Below are 15,144 nucleotides of genomic sequence, written 5' to 3'. Positions count from 1 at the left end.
ATAAGGCTAACTCTGACGTCACCGAACTCACTGCCGTCACACCGTCAAATGCAGCCGGATAAAACTTTTCGCTACTCGACTCATTCCCCGCTGCAGCAATTACGATAATGCCTTTAGCAATAACTGCATCGATTGCGGTCTTCAAGGTATCAGAGAAGCCTTCGCCACCGAGAGAAAGATTGATCACATCGGCAGGGTCACTAGGCAGCTCACCGCTATCATTGTCTAAGCCTCCTGCATACATGATCGCATTCGCCAAGTCCGCATCGGTTCCTTGGCTAACACCGTCTTCATTTTCTACCCCTAGAACGCGAAGAGCCATGACTCTTGAATTAAATGCTACACCCGATATGCCTTCACTATTATTACTTTGGGCAGCGACAATTCCAGCAACATGCGAACCATGATGCACTCGACTCAAATCCGTAGGGTCATCATCGAAACCGTCTTCGTCTCCGGAATATTCTGTGTCGGAAATAAAATCGTAACCACTTGTAGTCAACTGGTTGCGCAGATCAGGATGATCGGGATTGATTCCACTGTCGATGACAGCAACAATTACCCCGTCACCTGTAGCAGTATTCCATGCATCTTCAACCTTAAGTAGTGACAGATTCCACTGTTCTGAATAACGACTGTCGTTCGGGACGAAGGTAGCTCGGCGATAGTAGTTTGGCTCTGCGACCTCAATACCATCTAGTGCTTTTAGCTCTTCTAACAAAACCAGCGTTCGCCATTTTCTTTCGAGCTTACTAGCCTTGGACCAAGAGGTGCTTGAATTTACTCTTAAGTTACTATTAACGGTCGCATCGAAACGAAATAACTCTGCACTCAAACCCGCCCGCTTGGAATATTCTAGTCCGTAGCGCTCTACTAAAGTCCGTTGCAAGCTATCAAGTGAACGACTGCGTGTTGATGCGCCTTGAGCACTTGAACTCTGATCGAATGCAAGTAGCACCTCGCCTGGCACGAAGTCTAAGCGACTCGCTTCACTTAGCAGGCGTGCATTATCAGCACTTAAGTTTTGTGAAAGCGATAGCGTATACAGTAGCGCATCGTGCCCTTGTGTTGTGGCTACGCGCACATAGTATTCATTGGTAAGGGGAACAACTAAAGATTTGGCACCCGGTTCTGATATAGATAGTTCAGCCACAACGACGCCAGACTGATCTACTGCCCTGAGTTCAACAAGGGCATTGATATTGAATTCCTCTTCGTTAGCAGGAAAGACACTTAAACTTACAGTCTGGCCTTCGACCAAGGAAACTCGGTAATAATCATCAAGATCTTCCTCAAACTGATAGCAAAAACCAAGATCCTGAGACTTGCCATTTATGTAGCCTCCAATTGTAATCGGGTTACTAACCAGCTGGGCCGAAAAAAGAGAGTTATTCTGCTCACTAAGCGTGGAGCATGTTTGCTCAACATCAAGATCTACATTGGTATCAGGCTTTACGCTCACCTGGCCTTCGATTGTCACCAAGCCATCGTAAGTATCATCACTCAGCTTACTACCGCTTCCACAAGCAACTAAGGACAAGGCCAGGATACTCAATAGCAGCTTTAAAAAAGGGTGTGTACTCATATATGAAATCTCGATTACTGATAGCTAAAGACTTAACGCCAATAAATCAACCTTAGGACTAGGGCGAATAAATAGTCTATTAGTAAATTGTAGCAAAGTTAGGGAAATCTTTTTTGTTCTGACTCTGCATTTAACTGCCTGAGACGCGCCATTTTTTCGCCAATTTTTAGCTCTAAACCACGATTTACCGGGTGATATAACTGCGTGCCAGCAAGGTCTTCAGGAAAATAACATTCACCAGCAGCAAAGCCATCAGGCTCATCATGAGCGTAACGGTACTCCATTCCCATACCCTGATCTTTCATGAGCTGTGTAGGCGCATTTCTTAAATGCATTGGCACTGTCTCATCTCCGCCTTCCTGCACCAAACGTCGACAGGCATTAAAAGCGCTGTATACCGCATTGCTCTTTGGGGCGACAGCTAAGTAAATCACAGCGTGCGCTATACTCAGCTCACCTTCGGGGCTACCTAAGCGCTCCTGAACATCCCAGGCATTTAAAGCAAGTGTTAACGCTCGGGGGTCTGCATTACCAATATCCTCACTCGCCATCCTAACTACGCGCCTGGCTATATATAGAGGGTCACAACCGGCATCAATCATACGGACAAACCAATATAGCGCGGCGTCGGGATCAGAACCTCTAACAGATTTATGCAGAGCAGATATTTGTTCGTAGAAGATGTCTCCGCCTTTATCGAAGCGCTTAAGCGAACTTTGGATAACCTCTTCAATATTCTCTTTACTAACGACGCACCGCTTAGCATCTCTATCCGCCAGATCAACTGCTAGTTCAAGAAAGTTTAAGGCCTTGCGAGCGTCACCATCTGCAACCTTTGCCAAAATATCGACTAGCGATTCGTCTATTTTCACGTCAATATCGGGGAAGCCATTTCGATGCGCTAAAGCGTTGCTTATAACCAAAGCGGTTTCGTGCGAGTCCAACTTTTTTAATACATAAACCCTTGCACGTGAAAGTAATGCATTATTCAATTCAAACGAGGGGTTTTCGGTTGTCGCGCCGATAAAGATAACAGTGCCATCTTCAACAAAGGGTAAAAAAGCATCTTGCTGGGACTTATTAAAGCGGTGGACTTCATCTACGAAAAGTATTGTGTCCCTACCCGTTTGTTGACGATACATCTTTGCCTGTTCAATCGCCGAACGGATATCTTTCACACCACTCAATACTGCAGATAAGGGCAAGAAGTTGGCATCGAAGTGCTCAGCTAATAGATTCGCAAAAGTAGTCTTGCCGACGCCAGGCGGCCCCCATAAGATCATAGAATGAAGAGCTTGTTTATCTATGGCTTGCCTTAATGGACGAGAAGGCCCTACCAGGTGACTTTGACCAACATACTCTGACAGGTCTGCAGGTCTTACACGCGCAGCTAAAGGCGCATAGCGTTTGCTTGTAGATTCTTTCTGGGATTCACTAAAAAGCGGCGCGTCATCGAATAAAGACATTTTCTATCTACCTATGAGCCGGGTATTTGGACATCTCTAATAATGTCAGTACCTTCTGGTAATTCAGGCGTAAAGGTATTACTTGGCAGCTCTAAATTAACTTGCGACTGAATAAAGCTCATTGTACTTTCTTGCCCTAAAGCATCTGTGATCCGGAGTTCGCTCACATTCGAACCAGAGAAACGTAACTTCAGCCCCTCAAATAAGCTTTCCTCTGATTTTGGCTTTAAAGTGAACTGCCTTATTGATGGTTCAAACCATGCCATTTCTACCTCAAATAGCTGACCAATTTTTTGAGTATCACCACTAAACAATATTGCGGGAGTCGTTTGCACCTGCGAGCCCACAGCTTGGATAGTTGCCTGCTCTAAGTCAGGGTCATAAACAGTTACCTCCTTTCCATCAGAGATAACAATTTGTTCGAGCGGTTCATAGGTACGCCAGAAGAATTTGCCTGCTCTATCTGCTTTAAGCTCACCTTTAGACTCCTGAATACGTGCACCACGCTGATCAACAGAATATTGTACAAAAGTCGCAGAAAGAGTTTTTATCCTATTCAGAGACTCTACAAGCTCATCCAGTGCAGAGCCTTGCGTTTCAGGTGCTGAATAAACTGAACAGGTAAAAAGAGATAAAACGGAGAAGAAAATAAATCTATACATAGTGTGTCCATAACAAGTAATACAAGGCGTATACACCCTAAATAAGCGTAAGCCTTTCGCTAGAACGCAACTTTAACACATGAAACAAAGCTGAAAAGATAATTGTTGTTCATCTTATCATCTTGGCTATTTGCATAGATAACAACCCGAATTCTAAACGCTCAGCCCCTATTCACCACTTAAAACACTACATATCGGCATATCTAGAGCCACAAAAATTGATTCAGAATCACTCACCCACTAGCGATCTTCTCTCATTAAACTACACTTGAGGATCAGTGGTTTAGATATTTCCACTTCTAACAATGGTGATCATTTTGAACGATGGCGACAAAGCCAACAATCAGGGCTACAGCTTGGGTGTAAGGCTTCTAAGAGTTGTCTTTTCACTCTAATTGCTGATTACTTTGGTGATCACTGCTGTACATATGTATAACGAGTACCAGCAACAAAAGTTACGCATAGACCGTAACCTTATTACCTACCAATCGATCTTTGGAAAGTCTATTGCCACAGCTTGGTGGAATTATGATATGGAGCAACTTGAAGCTACGCTCCAGGGGGTATTAGGGCTTGCCGATATTTCAGGAATCCTGCTGATAGATTCAGAATCGAAACAGATTTTCGTCGATGGAAATAGCCCCAAAGAGAACGTAGATAAAGACAGCTGGGCAAATAAGTTCTATCAAGAATTCGAGGTGAGCTACGATGGACGTAAAATGGGTACACTTTACTTGTTTTCAAGCAGAGACATAGTAATAGACCAAGTTAAACACAATTTTCTATTCATTTTGGTGAACGCTGTTATTAAGTCAATTGTGCTATGGATACTCTTTCTGTGGGCGTTTAACAAGTTTCTAGTTAAAGCACTTGATAAGTTTCTGATTAAGATGGAAACAACTGACTTTGACAACATACATGACGATAGGCCAACTCTATCTGCTGAACTCTCACACCCCGGGCTTGATAGCCGTGAATTACGGCGCTTAGATAATGTATTCACATCACTTAAAAAGCGTCTTGATAAATCGAAAAACAACTTGCTTTCGCTTAACTCAAATCTTGAAGACATTGTCAGCAAACGTACGAGCATGCTTAAGCGACAGAGTAGTCTACTAGAAGCAATGAGCAGCCAGGCACGAATAGGCGCATGGGAATATGACGTTCAAAGTAAAGTGCTAACCTGGTCGTCAAAAACGAGAGAGATATTTGAGGTAGACGATAGCTTCACTCCCACGCCCGACTCTATCAAGCAATTCTATCCCGAACAAAGCATGGGGAAACTTGAAGCACTCCAACTCGAAGCCATCAGATCCGGCACGCCTTGGGCTGAACAGTTAAAAGTAAAAACACATAAAGGCCATCATATTTGGATCACTAGTACCGGTGAAGCAGAGTTTGAAGATGGAGTCTGCCTTCGTTTGTATGGTTCAGTGCAGGACATTGATGCCGAGGTAGGGGCTCATCAAGACCTTGTAGATGCAAAACAAAAAGCCGTGGCTGCAGACGTTGCTAAAAGCGAGTTTTTAGCCAGCATGAGCCACGAGATCAGAACTCCCATGAACGGCATTATGGGTATGCTCCACTTGCTACTAGGTAGCGATCTAAGCGAACAGCAGCGAGATCAGGCTGAACTATCTCTTTCTAGCGCAGAATCCTTACTGTCACTACTAAACGAAATATTAGATATTTCGAAAATAGAAGCTGGCAAGCTAAAACTCGAATATATCGATTTTGACCTTTCTGAGCTTCTTCGTCACCAAGAAAGCTTATGGAAAGGGACTGTTGAAAAGAAAGGCGTCAAGCTTGAACTCCAGTGCACAGACATTTCTCATCAGTATTTAAAAGGTGACCCGAATAGAATTAAGCAAATCGTTTCGAATCTAGTCAGCAATGCAGAAAAGTTTACCGAACAAGGCATTATCAAAATGACCGCTTCGACCTTAGAAGTTGGCGATAAAATAAAAGTGAGTATTAGTATTACTGATACTGGAGTAGGTATAAAACAAGCAAAACTCGGCACAATCTTCGATATTTTCTCACAAGAGGACAGCTCTACCACACGTAAGTATGGCGGGACAGGTTTAGGCTTAACTATCGTGCGCGAACTATCTGAAATGATGGGAGGTCACGTAGACGTGGTGAGTAAATTAGGATGCGGCAGCACATTTACCGTTCAGCTATTATTAGATATTGGGAAACGCCACAAGCCATCAACACACTTGAGCCACGAGAACGTGACAACAAAGCCTCTCTAGGCAGTTTCAATATTTTGTTGGTAGAAGATGTCAAAACAAACCAATTGATAGCCGAAGTGATTCTTGATGAAAACAACTACCCTTGCACCACCGCTAATAATGGGCAGGAAGCCATTCAAATATTGAAAGAAAGTAATACACAATTCGACCTGATATTAATGGACTGCCAAATGCCAATTATGGATGGCTACGAAGCGACTAGAAAAATTCGAAAAGGGTCTGCGGGTGAACATTATACAAGAATACCAGTGGTCGCCATGACAGCTCACGCGATGAAAGGCGATCGAGACAAGTGTATCGAAGCGGGTATGAACGACTATTTATCAAAACCTTTTTCACCAGAAGAAATGTTAGAAAAACTACAATACTGGTTATAAAAGAACGGTTAGCATATTAAGCGAGCTATTAACTATAACTTATAAATCAAGCGTGATTAGGTAGAAATTATGAAAAGCTTATTATTCTCTACAAATTTAGCATTATTGGGGCTACTTACAGCAACCCTTGCTTATTCTTCCGAAAAACAGGTATCCCTTTCTTACGTTGATTACCCACCCTACTACGGAAAGACTCTAGAGAATGGAGGCCCTATAAGTGAAATCATTTCAGCTGCTTTTAAATTAAAAAATTACAAAGTAACGAAAGAACAACTGCCATGGTCTAGAGCGCTAGAATGGACCAAAGAAGGTAAATTCGACGGTATCTATACCGCCTGGTACAGGAAAGATCGAGAAAAAGATTTCGCCTATTCTGCAGAGCTCCCTGCAAATAAAGTAGTTTTATTCAAACGCAAAGACGCTCAAATCAATTATCAAAGTTATTCAGATCTAAAACCCTACACCATCGGCGTTGTTCGCGGATACGCCAACCCACCAGGCTTCGATGAAGCAGGCCTAACCCTCGCCCCCGTAACGACAGATAAACAGAACCTATTAAAATTATCTGCTTCCCGAATAGATTTAGTATTAGTAGATAAAGCACTAGGAAATTACATCATTAAAACGCAAATTCCTGATATGGCAAATCAACTCTAATCACTTGAGCCACCGCTAAAAAAAGATCCGCAATACTTGATGTTTTCAAGAAGTTCGCCTGGCTACCAAATAAAACTCAATGATTTTAACGATGGTCTGAAACAACTCAAAGAGTCGGGGGAAATAAAAGCGATCCTAGAAAAGCATGGGTTACAGTAGATAACTGTATCCTATCTGGGTCTAAGGTCAAATATTAGCCCTTACCCTATAGTAAGTTCGATAAGGGGCTTTTTAGCTATTCGCTGGTTACTGAATATCTTCAGAAAACTTGTCTCGACCAGAAAAGTATAGATTCTAGTCCTTGGGTGGAGGCGGTGCGAGGACTTCTCTAGATCCATTATGGCCGGCAGCACTGACAACACCAGCTTGCTCCATTGCTTCAACCAGGTTTGCAGCTCGGTTATAGCCTACCTTCAGCTTTCTCTGCACTGAGGAGATAGATACTCTTCTGGTTTCCGTAACAAATGCTACAGCCAGGTCGAACAAGGCATCTTGTTCGTTGTCTCCACCACCTTCTTCTGCAAAGGCTGCTACCGCGGGGTCTGAGCTATCGCCACCAGATAGAACCTCTTCAAGATAATTAGGTTGCCCGCGTTCTTTCCATGCTTCAACCACCTTATGAACTTCGTGGTCATCAACAAAAGCACCGTGAACACGAATTGGCACACCACTACCTGGTGGCATATATAGCATATCACCGTGACCCAAGAGCTGCTCTGCTCCACCCTGGTCCAATACGGTTCTAGAGTCGATCTTTGATGATACCTGGAAGGATATACGGGTAGGAACGTTTGCTTTGATCAAACCGGTAATGACGTCAACTGAGGGACGCTGAGTTGCGAGAATAAGGTGGATACCGGCGGCTCTTGCTTTTTGTGCGATACGCGCGATTAGCTCTTCGACCTTCTTGCCAACAATCATCATCATGTCGGCAAACTCATCAATAATTACCACTATAAAGGGTAAAGTCTCAAGATCCGGACGGTCACTTTCTTCATTTCTTAGGTGTAAATCTGGCACCCAGATAGGGTCCTTCATGGGCTCGCCGCGCTCAATAGCTTCTTTAACCTTTCGGTTATAGCCTGCAATGTTACGAACGCCCAAAGAAGCCATCAACTTATAACGGCGCTCCATTTCGGCAACACACCAACGCAGAGCATTCGCAGCCTCTTTCATATCGGTTACCACTGGGGTTAATAGGTGCGGTATACCATCATAAATTGAAAGCTCCAACATCTTTGGATCAACCATGATAAAACGCACTTCATCAGGTTGTGCTTTAAACAGCATACTTAGAATCATACTGTTAACACCAACCGACTTACCTGAACCCGTCGTACCGGCTACCAGCAAGTGCGGCATTTTCGCCAAGTTTGTAACGACCGGGTCGCCTGCAATATCGTTTCCTAACGCCAGGGTAACCGGTGACTCTGCATCATCATAATCCTTAGATAGCAAAACTTCGCTAAAGCGGACAATCTCTCGGTGCTCATTTGGTATCTCGATACCAACTACTGACTTACCAGGGATAACTTCAACCACCCTGACAGCAAGTACTGCCAAAGAACGAGCCAGATCCTTCGCTAGATTAGAAATCTTACTAACTTTTACACCGGGGGCTGGCTGAATCTCAAAACGTGTAATCACCGGGCCGGGATTAACCTCTACAACTTCCGCTTTGACACCAAAGTCGCCCAGCTTCTCTTCAAGTAGCCTAGACATATGCTCGAGCATCTCTTTGGAGAAGCCGAGTTTTTTATTAGTTTCTGCAGGATCAAGTAAAGATATAGACGGTAAAGGACCCTCTGAAGCAATAAACAAACTCCCCTGCTTTTCATCTTCCAAGCGCTTACTTGCTTTGCTCTTCTTAACAAAAGGTGAGATTTTAATTCCAGACTTCGTTTCGCTAGACGCATCACTTGCAACCTCAACATCATCTGCTTTGCCTTGCGCCTTGGTACCCGCTTTGACCTGAATAGGCGGCGACTGTTCAAGCTCGGAATCTACTGGAGAATATGGTTGTTTGCCTTTTGAAGTCTTAGGTGAGGCACGGCCCTTATCATCAATATAAGGCTCACTTCGCTTAGTGGCTTCACCCGTATCGGTTTTCTTAGAAAGCTTTTCTTTTAAAGCAGTGAGTTTTCCTTTAAGCAAAGAAACGGACCCTGTACTTGAATCTTTTTCGGCACGCTCCGGTGAAACATCGTTAACAGGGCGACGATCGTTAATATGAATTTCTCTTTCTTTAACTTGCTCTGCGATTTGAGAGGCTTCAGCGTCGCGCTTAAGCTTTTGATCAAGGCGCAGATCACGTTTATCAAGATACTTTGAATATAGGCGCTTAATAACGACAGATAATTTATCGTAAAGTTTAATCGTCAACGCTCCGGTTTTATCCATCAGCCCTAACCAGGAAATCCCGGTAAAAACTGTCAGACCAAATAGAAGCATCGACACTAACATCAAAGTAGTGCCCAGGATGTTAAATTGAGCGAGCATACTGTTTGATAATTCCATACCAACAATACCACCCGAAACGTTATCTAAGCCTGCGACCGAATAAATAGCCAATAAACCCGTGGCACCAAGCAAAGTCAGAACAAAACCGATAACCCGAATGATAAACATTGGCCAATGAAAGACCTTCCTGGACTTTCTATTCTTAAAAAGCAGCGCGGCGCGATAGCCGATTAATATTGGGAAGAGGTAGGAAACATAGCCAAAAAAGTGCAGCAGTATATCGGCAAACCATGCACCGGCTTTACCACCGTAATTTGAAGCAACCTGATTTGTACCCGTGCTACTCCAACCAGGATCCATCGGAGAGTGGGAAATTAATGCAGCGAACAGAAAAATGCAGACAGCAACCGTTAGAATCAAGGCACCTTCACGCGAGCCTTGGGATAAATAGGCATGAAAATGATGTTGTTCTGAGTTACTACTACCAGGTTGTGCCATGTCGCTTATCACTGAATTACTAACTATGGTTGGCGAATCGAAAAAATATAAGTGTACGGACTATAGCTAACAGTATAGGAAAGCTTGAGGTATTTTTTAACTTTTATCGTTAATTATATGAAATATAGGAAAAAAGCTTTGCAGCAACAGGCTTTATTAAGCGATTGCTGCAATGCCACGACTCAAGTCTGCGATTAAGTCATCAGTGCTTTCAAGCCCAACCGAGATTCGAATCAAATTATCACTGATACCCGATTTATCACGATCTTCCTGACTTAAACGACCATGAGTCGTTGTCGCAGGATGAGTAATCGTAGATTTAGCGTCACCTAAGTTAGCGGTAATTGAAACAAACTCCAGCGCATCTATAAAGCGCCAAGCTGCTGCCTTGTCTCCCTTAATTTTAAAGGACAATACACCGCTATTTCCTGTTTGTTGGGATGCAACCAGGTCTGCCTGAGGATGACTTGCTAAGCCAGAGTAAAACACTTGGTCAACTTCAGCTTGTTCTGACAACCACTGAGCGATTTTCATAGCCCCATCACCGTGAGCTTTCATACGTATACTCAGGGTTTCTAAGCCCTTCAGCATCACCCAGGCATTAAAGGGGCTCAAGGCAGCACCGCCAGAACGGATAAAACCATGAACCTCTTCGATAATTGCATTTGAGCCGACAACCGCGCCACCCAAACAACGTCCTTGGCCGTCAATGTATTTAGTCGCTGAATGCACTACGATATCAGCACCAAGCTTCAAAGGCTGCTGCAAGATAGGTGTACACATGCAGTTATCAACAACAAGCAAGCAGCCTTTCGAATGACGCCCTTGTCTCGCCAGTTCTGCCAGTCTTGCGATATCAACTACTTCACACAGTGGGTTCGACGGCGATTCAAGGAATAGAAACCTAGTATTGTCCTTGATGCTGGTCTGCCATTGCTCGTAATCAGTCAGATCAACAAAGCTAATCTCAACACCAAACTTCTTTACAAACTTTTCTAGCAGAACTGTCGTCGTGCCAAAAACACTGCGCGAACAAATGACATGATCACCCTGCTCTAACAGAGCGTAGCAAACAGACATAATAGCAGCCATACCCGATGCTGCAGCAACACCACGCTCGCCTCCTTCTAAGGCAGCTAAGCGCGCCTCAAACATCGCAACCGTTGGATTGGTGAAACGCGCATAGATGTTCCCAGGCTCTTCGCCTGCAAATCGTGCAGCAGCTTCTTGCGCTGAATTAAACACAAAGCTTGAGGTCGGAAAAATCGCTTCGCTGTGTTCAAGCTCAGGACTTCTAATTTGCCCAGCTCGTACTGCAAGCGTCTCTAAACCAACACCGTCCAAATTTGGAACGGGAATATTACCTTTCGGTGGCTGGCTATTCGCCATCTCTTCTCACCTTTAATTCGAATTTTTAGTTTTCTATGACAAATAATGAGCTAATTCAGCCTTAATTGTCGTTATGAAGATCGATAGTGGCGTCATCTTCATTTAACTTCTTTTTGTTTGAATCATTACGTGCTTGCTCAAGCCTGTCGAGGTAATCACCACATATATCACCCGTTGGATAGACTCCGTTGAAGACCGAGCAATCAAACTCATCAATGTCTTCGTTTCCATCTTTCGCACAACGAATAAGATCTTCCAGGTCTTGATAAACTAGCCAGTCTGCACCAATAATTTCCTGAATATCTTCAACCGTGCGGTCATGTGCAATCAACTCAGTTGCAGCAGGCATATCGATACCGTAAACATTTGGGTATCTTACCTCAGGCGCGGCAGATGCAAAGTACACGTTTTTAGCACCAGCGTCTCTAGCCATTTGTACGATTTCACGACATGTCGTACCCCGTACAATTGAGTCATCGACCAACATAACGTTTTTATCTTTAAACTCTAGTTCAATGGGGTTCAACTTCTGACGTACCGACTTCTTACGCTGATTCTGGCCTGGCATAATAAAAGTACGACCAATATAGCGGTTCTTGATGAAGCCTTCGCGAAACTTCACACCCAACTCCACCGCCATTTGCATTGCAGAGGTACGGCTAGTATCGGGGATAGGCATGACAACGTCGATATCGTGATCAGGACGCAGTCGTTTTACTTTTTGGGCAAGTGTTTCACCCATACGCAGGCGCGCCTTGTAAACAGAGACCTTATCTATAATAGAATCAGGGCGCGCGAAGTATACGTGCTCGAAAATACAAGGTGTCAGTTTAGGGTTTTCAGAACATTGCTGTGTATGCAGTGTTCCATCATTCTCAATATAGATCGCTTCACCAGGCTCTATATCGCGCACAAGCTCAAAGCCTAGGGCAGCAAGCGCTACGCTTTCGGAAGAAATCATATATTCGGTGCCCTGCTCCGTCTCACGCTTGCCATAGCAAACCGGACGAATACCGTAAGGGTCACGAAAAGCCAACACGCCGTAGCCAGTGATCATGGCAATGACTGCATAGGCGCCTCGGCACCGCTTATGAACTTCTTTAACCGCGTTAAAGATTTCTACTTGCGTAGGTACCAGCTTTCCTTGCTCCTGAAGCTCGTGAGCAAAGACATTCAATAGTACTTCTGAATCGGAATTAGTGTTTACATGACGTAAATCCGACTTCAGAACCCCACTCGCTAGCTCAGCCGTATTAGTCAGATTACCGTTATGCGCTAAGGTAATACCATAAGGAGAGTTAACATAAAAAGGCTGAGCTTCCGCAGAACTAGAAGAGCCTGCAGTTGGGTAGCGCACATGCCCAATACCTACATTGCCTTGCAGGCGTTTCATATGCCGTGTACGAAAAACATCACGTACTAGGCCATTATCCTTTCTTAAAAAGAAACGATCATCTTGGCAGGTAACAATGCCGGCAGCGTCCTGGCCGCGATGTTGCAAAACGGTTAATGCATCATACAACGATTGATTCGCGTTGTTTTTTCCAACAACACCTACGATGCCACACATATGACTACCTCTTTAAAAACGTTTCTATCAAACTTTGGTTTCTTTATGACTTTCGAATACTGATCGAGACCATTGCTCTAATATAGACAAATTCTCGATCATTACCGAATTTTGCCACCAGTCGCTTTGCTCAAAAGGCGTTAAGCGAACAATGGCTACAAGCACAACTGCAAGAATTAACCCCCTGGCAAGACCAAACACAATTCCTAGCATTCTATCTATTGGGGTTAAGCCAGTTAAACGTATCAAAGCACCAACAATGAAGTTGATACCAGCACCCACCAGCAAGGTACCTATAAACAACATAATAAATGCTGCGATGGTTCTTAGTACTGGTTCATTAATTGAGTCAATCAATAAGGTTTGGAGATTAGGATGAAAGCTGCGCGCCACAATAAAGGCAACCACCCATGTAGCAAGCGACAAGGCTTCCTTAACAAAACCTCGCCTGAGACTCATTAAACTTGAAAGTGAGATAATGACGATGAGCGTCCAGTCGGCCCAATTTAAACCTGACATTTAAAGCGCATTAACCCCGTTAGTCTCTGACTTGCAATGATACATTTAACCCAAACAAATGATATCCAAAAAACAGGCGCGCATAATAACAAAGATAATGGGGGTTACGCATCAAAAAAGATGAGTCGACTATCAACCTTATACTTTTGGTCGAGTTTCTTCTTGGCTTTTTCAGCTTCACGCTTCTTAACAAAAGGACCGGTGAAGACCCTAATCGCTTTTTTACCGCCCAACAAAACTTCTTTTGTATGCCCGTCAAAACCATCGGCCCTGAGTTTGTCTCTTAGCTTATAAGCGTTCTCAGTTTTACTAAACGTTCCTAACTGAACCATCCAAATATTTTTAAAAACGGGCAAATGCGACACTTTTGGCTTGGAAGCCAGTGGACGTTTAGAGGCTGCTACGACAGGCTTAACTTCTTTGGGCTTAGGGGATTTTTTGACAGCTGCTGGGCTGGAAGGACTCTTTACCTGGACATCATCCGAAGGTTTTGACGCCTCATCGCTTAGGGCGCCAAGCTCAATTTTCTTAATAGCTTTCTCAGAGGGGCTTGGCTTAAGCAACTCATCACCCTCTACAACTTTACCCGTGTCGCTATCGACCGAGAGCACTTTGAACTGAGGTTGAACCGGCTTACCGATCTCTATTGTTTTATAGTCAGGTTTGGGTGGCACCGGTACTAAAAGACTTCGTCCTTCGTTATGAGGCTTATCAAAAATCATTGGCAGAAATATAATCGCCAAAGACAAGATAACGAACGCTCCGACCAAGCGTTGCTTTAAACTATCAACTGATTCACTCATAACTATCCATAAACTTTTTTGCGGCTTCGACAGTAAAGAACGAGCCAAACACTAACACAAGCGACTCTTTACCAGTAGTCATAGCCGATATTTCCTTCTCTTTTTGCTCTAGGCTAAACGCAAGTGCTTGATCTATCGTCTCGAAGCTAAGAACCTTATCGGACACTTCAGAAAGCACACTCTGCAATTCGGCAATAGACATTGCTCTGTCAACATTCAATGGCGCTATTAGCCAGCGATCCACAGATTCTGAAAGTTCCGCGACAACGCCTCGAACATCTTTATCTGCTAACGCAGAGAACACAACTTCAATTTTATCTTTTCCCTCACCCTCTTTTAACAAAAAGGACTTTAGGAACCTTGCTGCGTGAGGATTATGGCCTACATCAAAATATAAGCCTTTTACTTGGCTAGACTGTTCAAGGCGCCCTGACAACTTAACATTGCACATGCTTCGATATACCGAGTCGGCATCCAGCGAGCGGCCATCAAGCAATAGAGCGATTAACTGATAGGCGAGAAGAATATTGTTATCGGGTAAATTTAGCTTTGGAAACCCCTGAAACTTGAACCTACTCAAATCTTTCTGGGCAACACTCACCAAGTCATCGTCAATATAGAAATCTTCATGACAGACCAAGGTTTGACAAGCGAGCTTCTCAGCACATTCAAAGACGCTTTGAGGAAGGTTTTCACCAGCCAAAAATGGCTGACCTTTCCTTAGGATACCAGCCTTCTCTCTGCCTATTTGTTGAATATCGTCGCCGAGCCAGTCAATGTGATCAATGTCGATTGAAGTAATCACGGAGATATCTGCATCAACGATATTTACGGCATCCAAGCGCCCTCCTAAACCGATTTCGAGCAACACGACATCAAGATCTGCATTAAAGAGGACGT

12 protein-coding genes are annotated in these 15,144 nt (G+C 43.9%); 3 read left to right on the top strand and 9 right to left on the bottom strand.

Annotation, left to right across the window (positions count from 1 at the left end; genetic code table 11):
- The 3 genes from A3756_RS00720 to lolA form a co-directional block, all read right to left on the bottom strand.
- On the bottom strand, positions 1 to 1,585 hold a 1,585-nt coding region (locus tag A3756_RS00720), incomplete at its 3' end, for a S8 family serine peptidase (RefSeq protein ID WP_156490139.1).
- 98 nt (positions 1,586 to 1,683) lie between these two features.
- Complete coding sequence (locus A3756_RS00715) at positions 1,684 to 3,051, bottom strand: replication-associated recombination protein A (RefSeq protein ID WP_068511488.1); 1,368 nt, start codon at positions 3,049 to 3,051, stop codon at positions 1,684 to 1,686.
- Positions 3,052 to 3,062: 11 nt separating this feature from the next.
- Positions 3,063 to 3,713 carry an outer membrane lipoprotein chaperone LolA gene (gene lolA / locus A3756_RS00710; protein WP_068511490.1) on the bottom strand — a complete coding sequence of 217 codons (651 nt, stop codon included), beginning with the start codon at positions 3,711 to 3,713 and terminating at the stop codon, positions 3,063 to 3,065.
- A gap of 428 nt (positions 3,714 to 4,141) precedes the next feature.
- On the opposite strand from lolA, the gene A3756_RS00705 reads away from it, so the two are divergent.
- The 3 genes from A3756_RS00705 (at position 4,142) to A3756_RS00695 (ending at position 7,005) form a co-directional block, all read left to right on the top strand.
- Entirely contained in the window at positions 4,142 to 5,971 is a 1,830-nt protein-coding gene (locus A3756_RS00705) for an ATP-binding protein (protein ID WP_068552639.1), read from the top strand.
- A 14-nt stretch (positions 5,972 to 5,985) separates the two neighbouring features.
- Positions 5,986 to 6,348 carry a response regulator gene (locus A3756_RS00700; protein WP_068552638.1) on the top strand — a complete coding sequence of 121 codons (363 nt, stop codon included), beginning with the start codon at positions 5,986 to 5,988 and terminating at the stop codon, positions 6,346 to 6,348.
- 69 nt (positions 6,349 to 6,417) lie between these two features.
- A complete protein-coding gene (locus A3756_RS00695; protein WP_068511497.1) occupies positions 6,418 to 7,005 on the top strand; it encodes an ABC transporter substrate-binding protein in 588 nt (195 codons plus the stop codon).
- A 294-nt stretch (positions 7,006 to 7,299) separates the two neighbouring features.
- On the opposite strand, the gene A3756_RS29110 is transcribed toward A3756_RS00695, so the two are convergent.
- From A3756_RS29110 to A3756_RS26950, 6 genes are all read right to left on the bottom strand, one after another.
- A complete protein-coding gene (locus A3756_RS29110; protein WP_068515756.1) occupies positions 7,300 to 9,963 on the bottom strand; it encodes a DNA translocase FtsK in 2,664 nt (887 codons plus the stop codon).
- 156 nt (positions 9,964 to 10,119) lie between these two features.
- Entirely contained in the window at positions 10,120 to 11,352 is a 1,233-nt protein-coding gene (locus A3756_RS00685; protein WP_068515759.1) for an O-succinylhomoserine sulfhydrylase, read from the bottom strand.
- Between the two features lie 61 nt (positions 11,353 to 11,413).
- Positions 11,414 to 12,922 carry an amidophosphoribosyltransferase gene (gene purF, locus A3756_RS00680; protein ID WP_068552637.1) on the bottom strand — a complete coding sequence of 503 codons (1,509 nt, stop codon included), beginning with the start codon at positions 12,920 to 12,922 and terminating at the stop codon, positions 11,414 to 11,416.
- 27 nt (positions 12,923 to 12,949) lie between these two features.
- Positions 12,950 to 13,441, bottom strand: a complete 492-nt coding sequence (locus A3756_RS00675) for a CvpA family protein (protein ID WP_068515765.1) — start codon at positions 13,439 to 13,441, stop codon at positions 12,950 to 12,952.
- A 104-nt stretch (positions 13,442 to 13,545) separates the two neighbouring features.
- Positions 13,546 to 14,244: an SPOR domain-containing protein gene (locus tag A3756_RS00670; RefSeq protein ID WP_068552634.1), complete on the bottom strand. Its 699-nt coding sequence runs from the start codon at positions 14,242 to 14,244 to the stop codon at positions 13,546 to 13,548.
- Positions 14,237 to 15,144 (bottom strand): hypothetical protein (locus tag A3756_RS26950; protein WP_231875439.1); only part of this gene is annotated, 908 nt, incomplete at its 5' end. The genes A3756_RS00670 and A3756_RS26950, both read right to left, overlap by 8 nt.

The organism is Oleiphilus sp. HI0086, from assembly GCF_001635225.1.
Note: the sequence above shows the minus strand (reverse complement) of the source record. Positions and strands in the feature narration are given on the sequence as shown.

Excerpts from the sequence above, each read along its gene's own strand:
- A3756_RS00675 (WP_068515765.1), bottom strand. The coding sequence starts at position 13,441 with ATGTCAGGTTTAAATTGGGCCGACTGGACGCTCATCGTCATTATCTCA.
- lolA (WP_068511490.1), bottom strand. The coding sequence starts at position 3,713 with ATGTATAGATTTATTTTCTTCTCCGTTTTATCTCTTTTTACCTGTTCA.
- A3756_RS00715 (WP_068511488.1), bottom strand. The coding sequence starts at position 3,051 with ATGTCTTTATTCGATGACGCGCCGCTTTTTAGTGAATCCCAGAAAGAA.
- A3756_RS00685 (WP_068515759.1), bottom strand. The coding sequence starts at position 11,352 with ATGGCGAATAGCCAGCCACCGAAAGGTAATATTCCCGTTCCAAATTTG.
- A3756_RS00695 (WP_068511497.1), top strand. The coding sequence starts at position 6,418 with ATGAAAAGCTTATTATTCTCTACAAATTTAGCATTATTGGGGCTACTT.
- purF (WP_068552637.1), bottom strand. The coding sequence starts at position 12,922 with ATGTGTGGCATCGTAGGTGTTGTTGGAAAAAACAACGCGAATCAATCG.
- A3756_RS00670 (WP_068552634.1), bottom strand. The coding sequence starts at position 14,244 with ATGAGTGAATCAGTTGATAGTTTAAAGCAACGCTTGGTCGGAGCGTTC.
- A3756_RS29110 (WP_068515756.1), bottom strand. The coding sequence starts at position 9,963 with ATGGCACAACCTGGTAGTAGTAACTCAGAACAACATCATTTTCATGCC.
- A3756_RS00705 (WP_068552639.1), top strand. The coding sequence starts at position 4,142 with ATGTATAACGAGTACCAGCAACAAAAGTTACGCATAGACCGTAACCTT.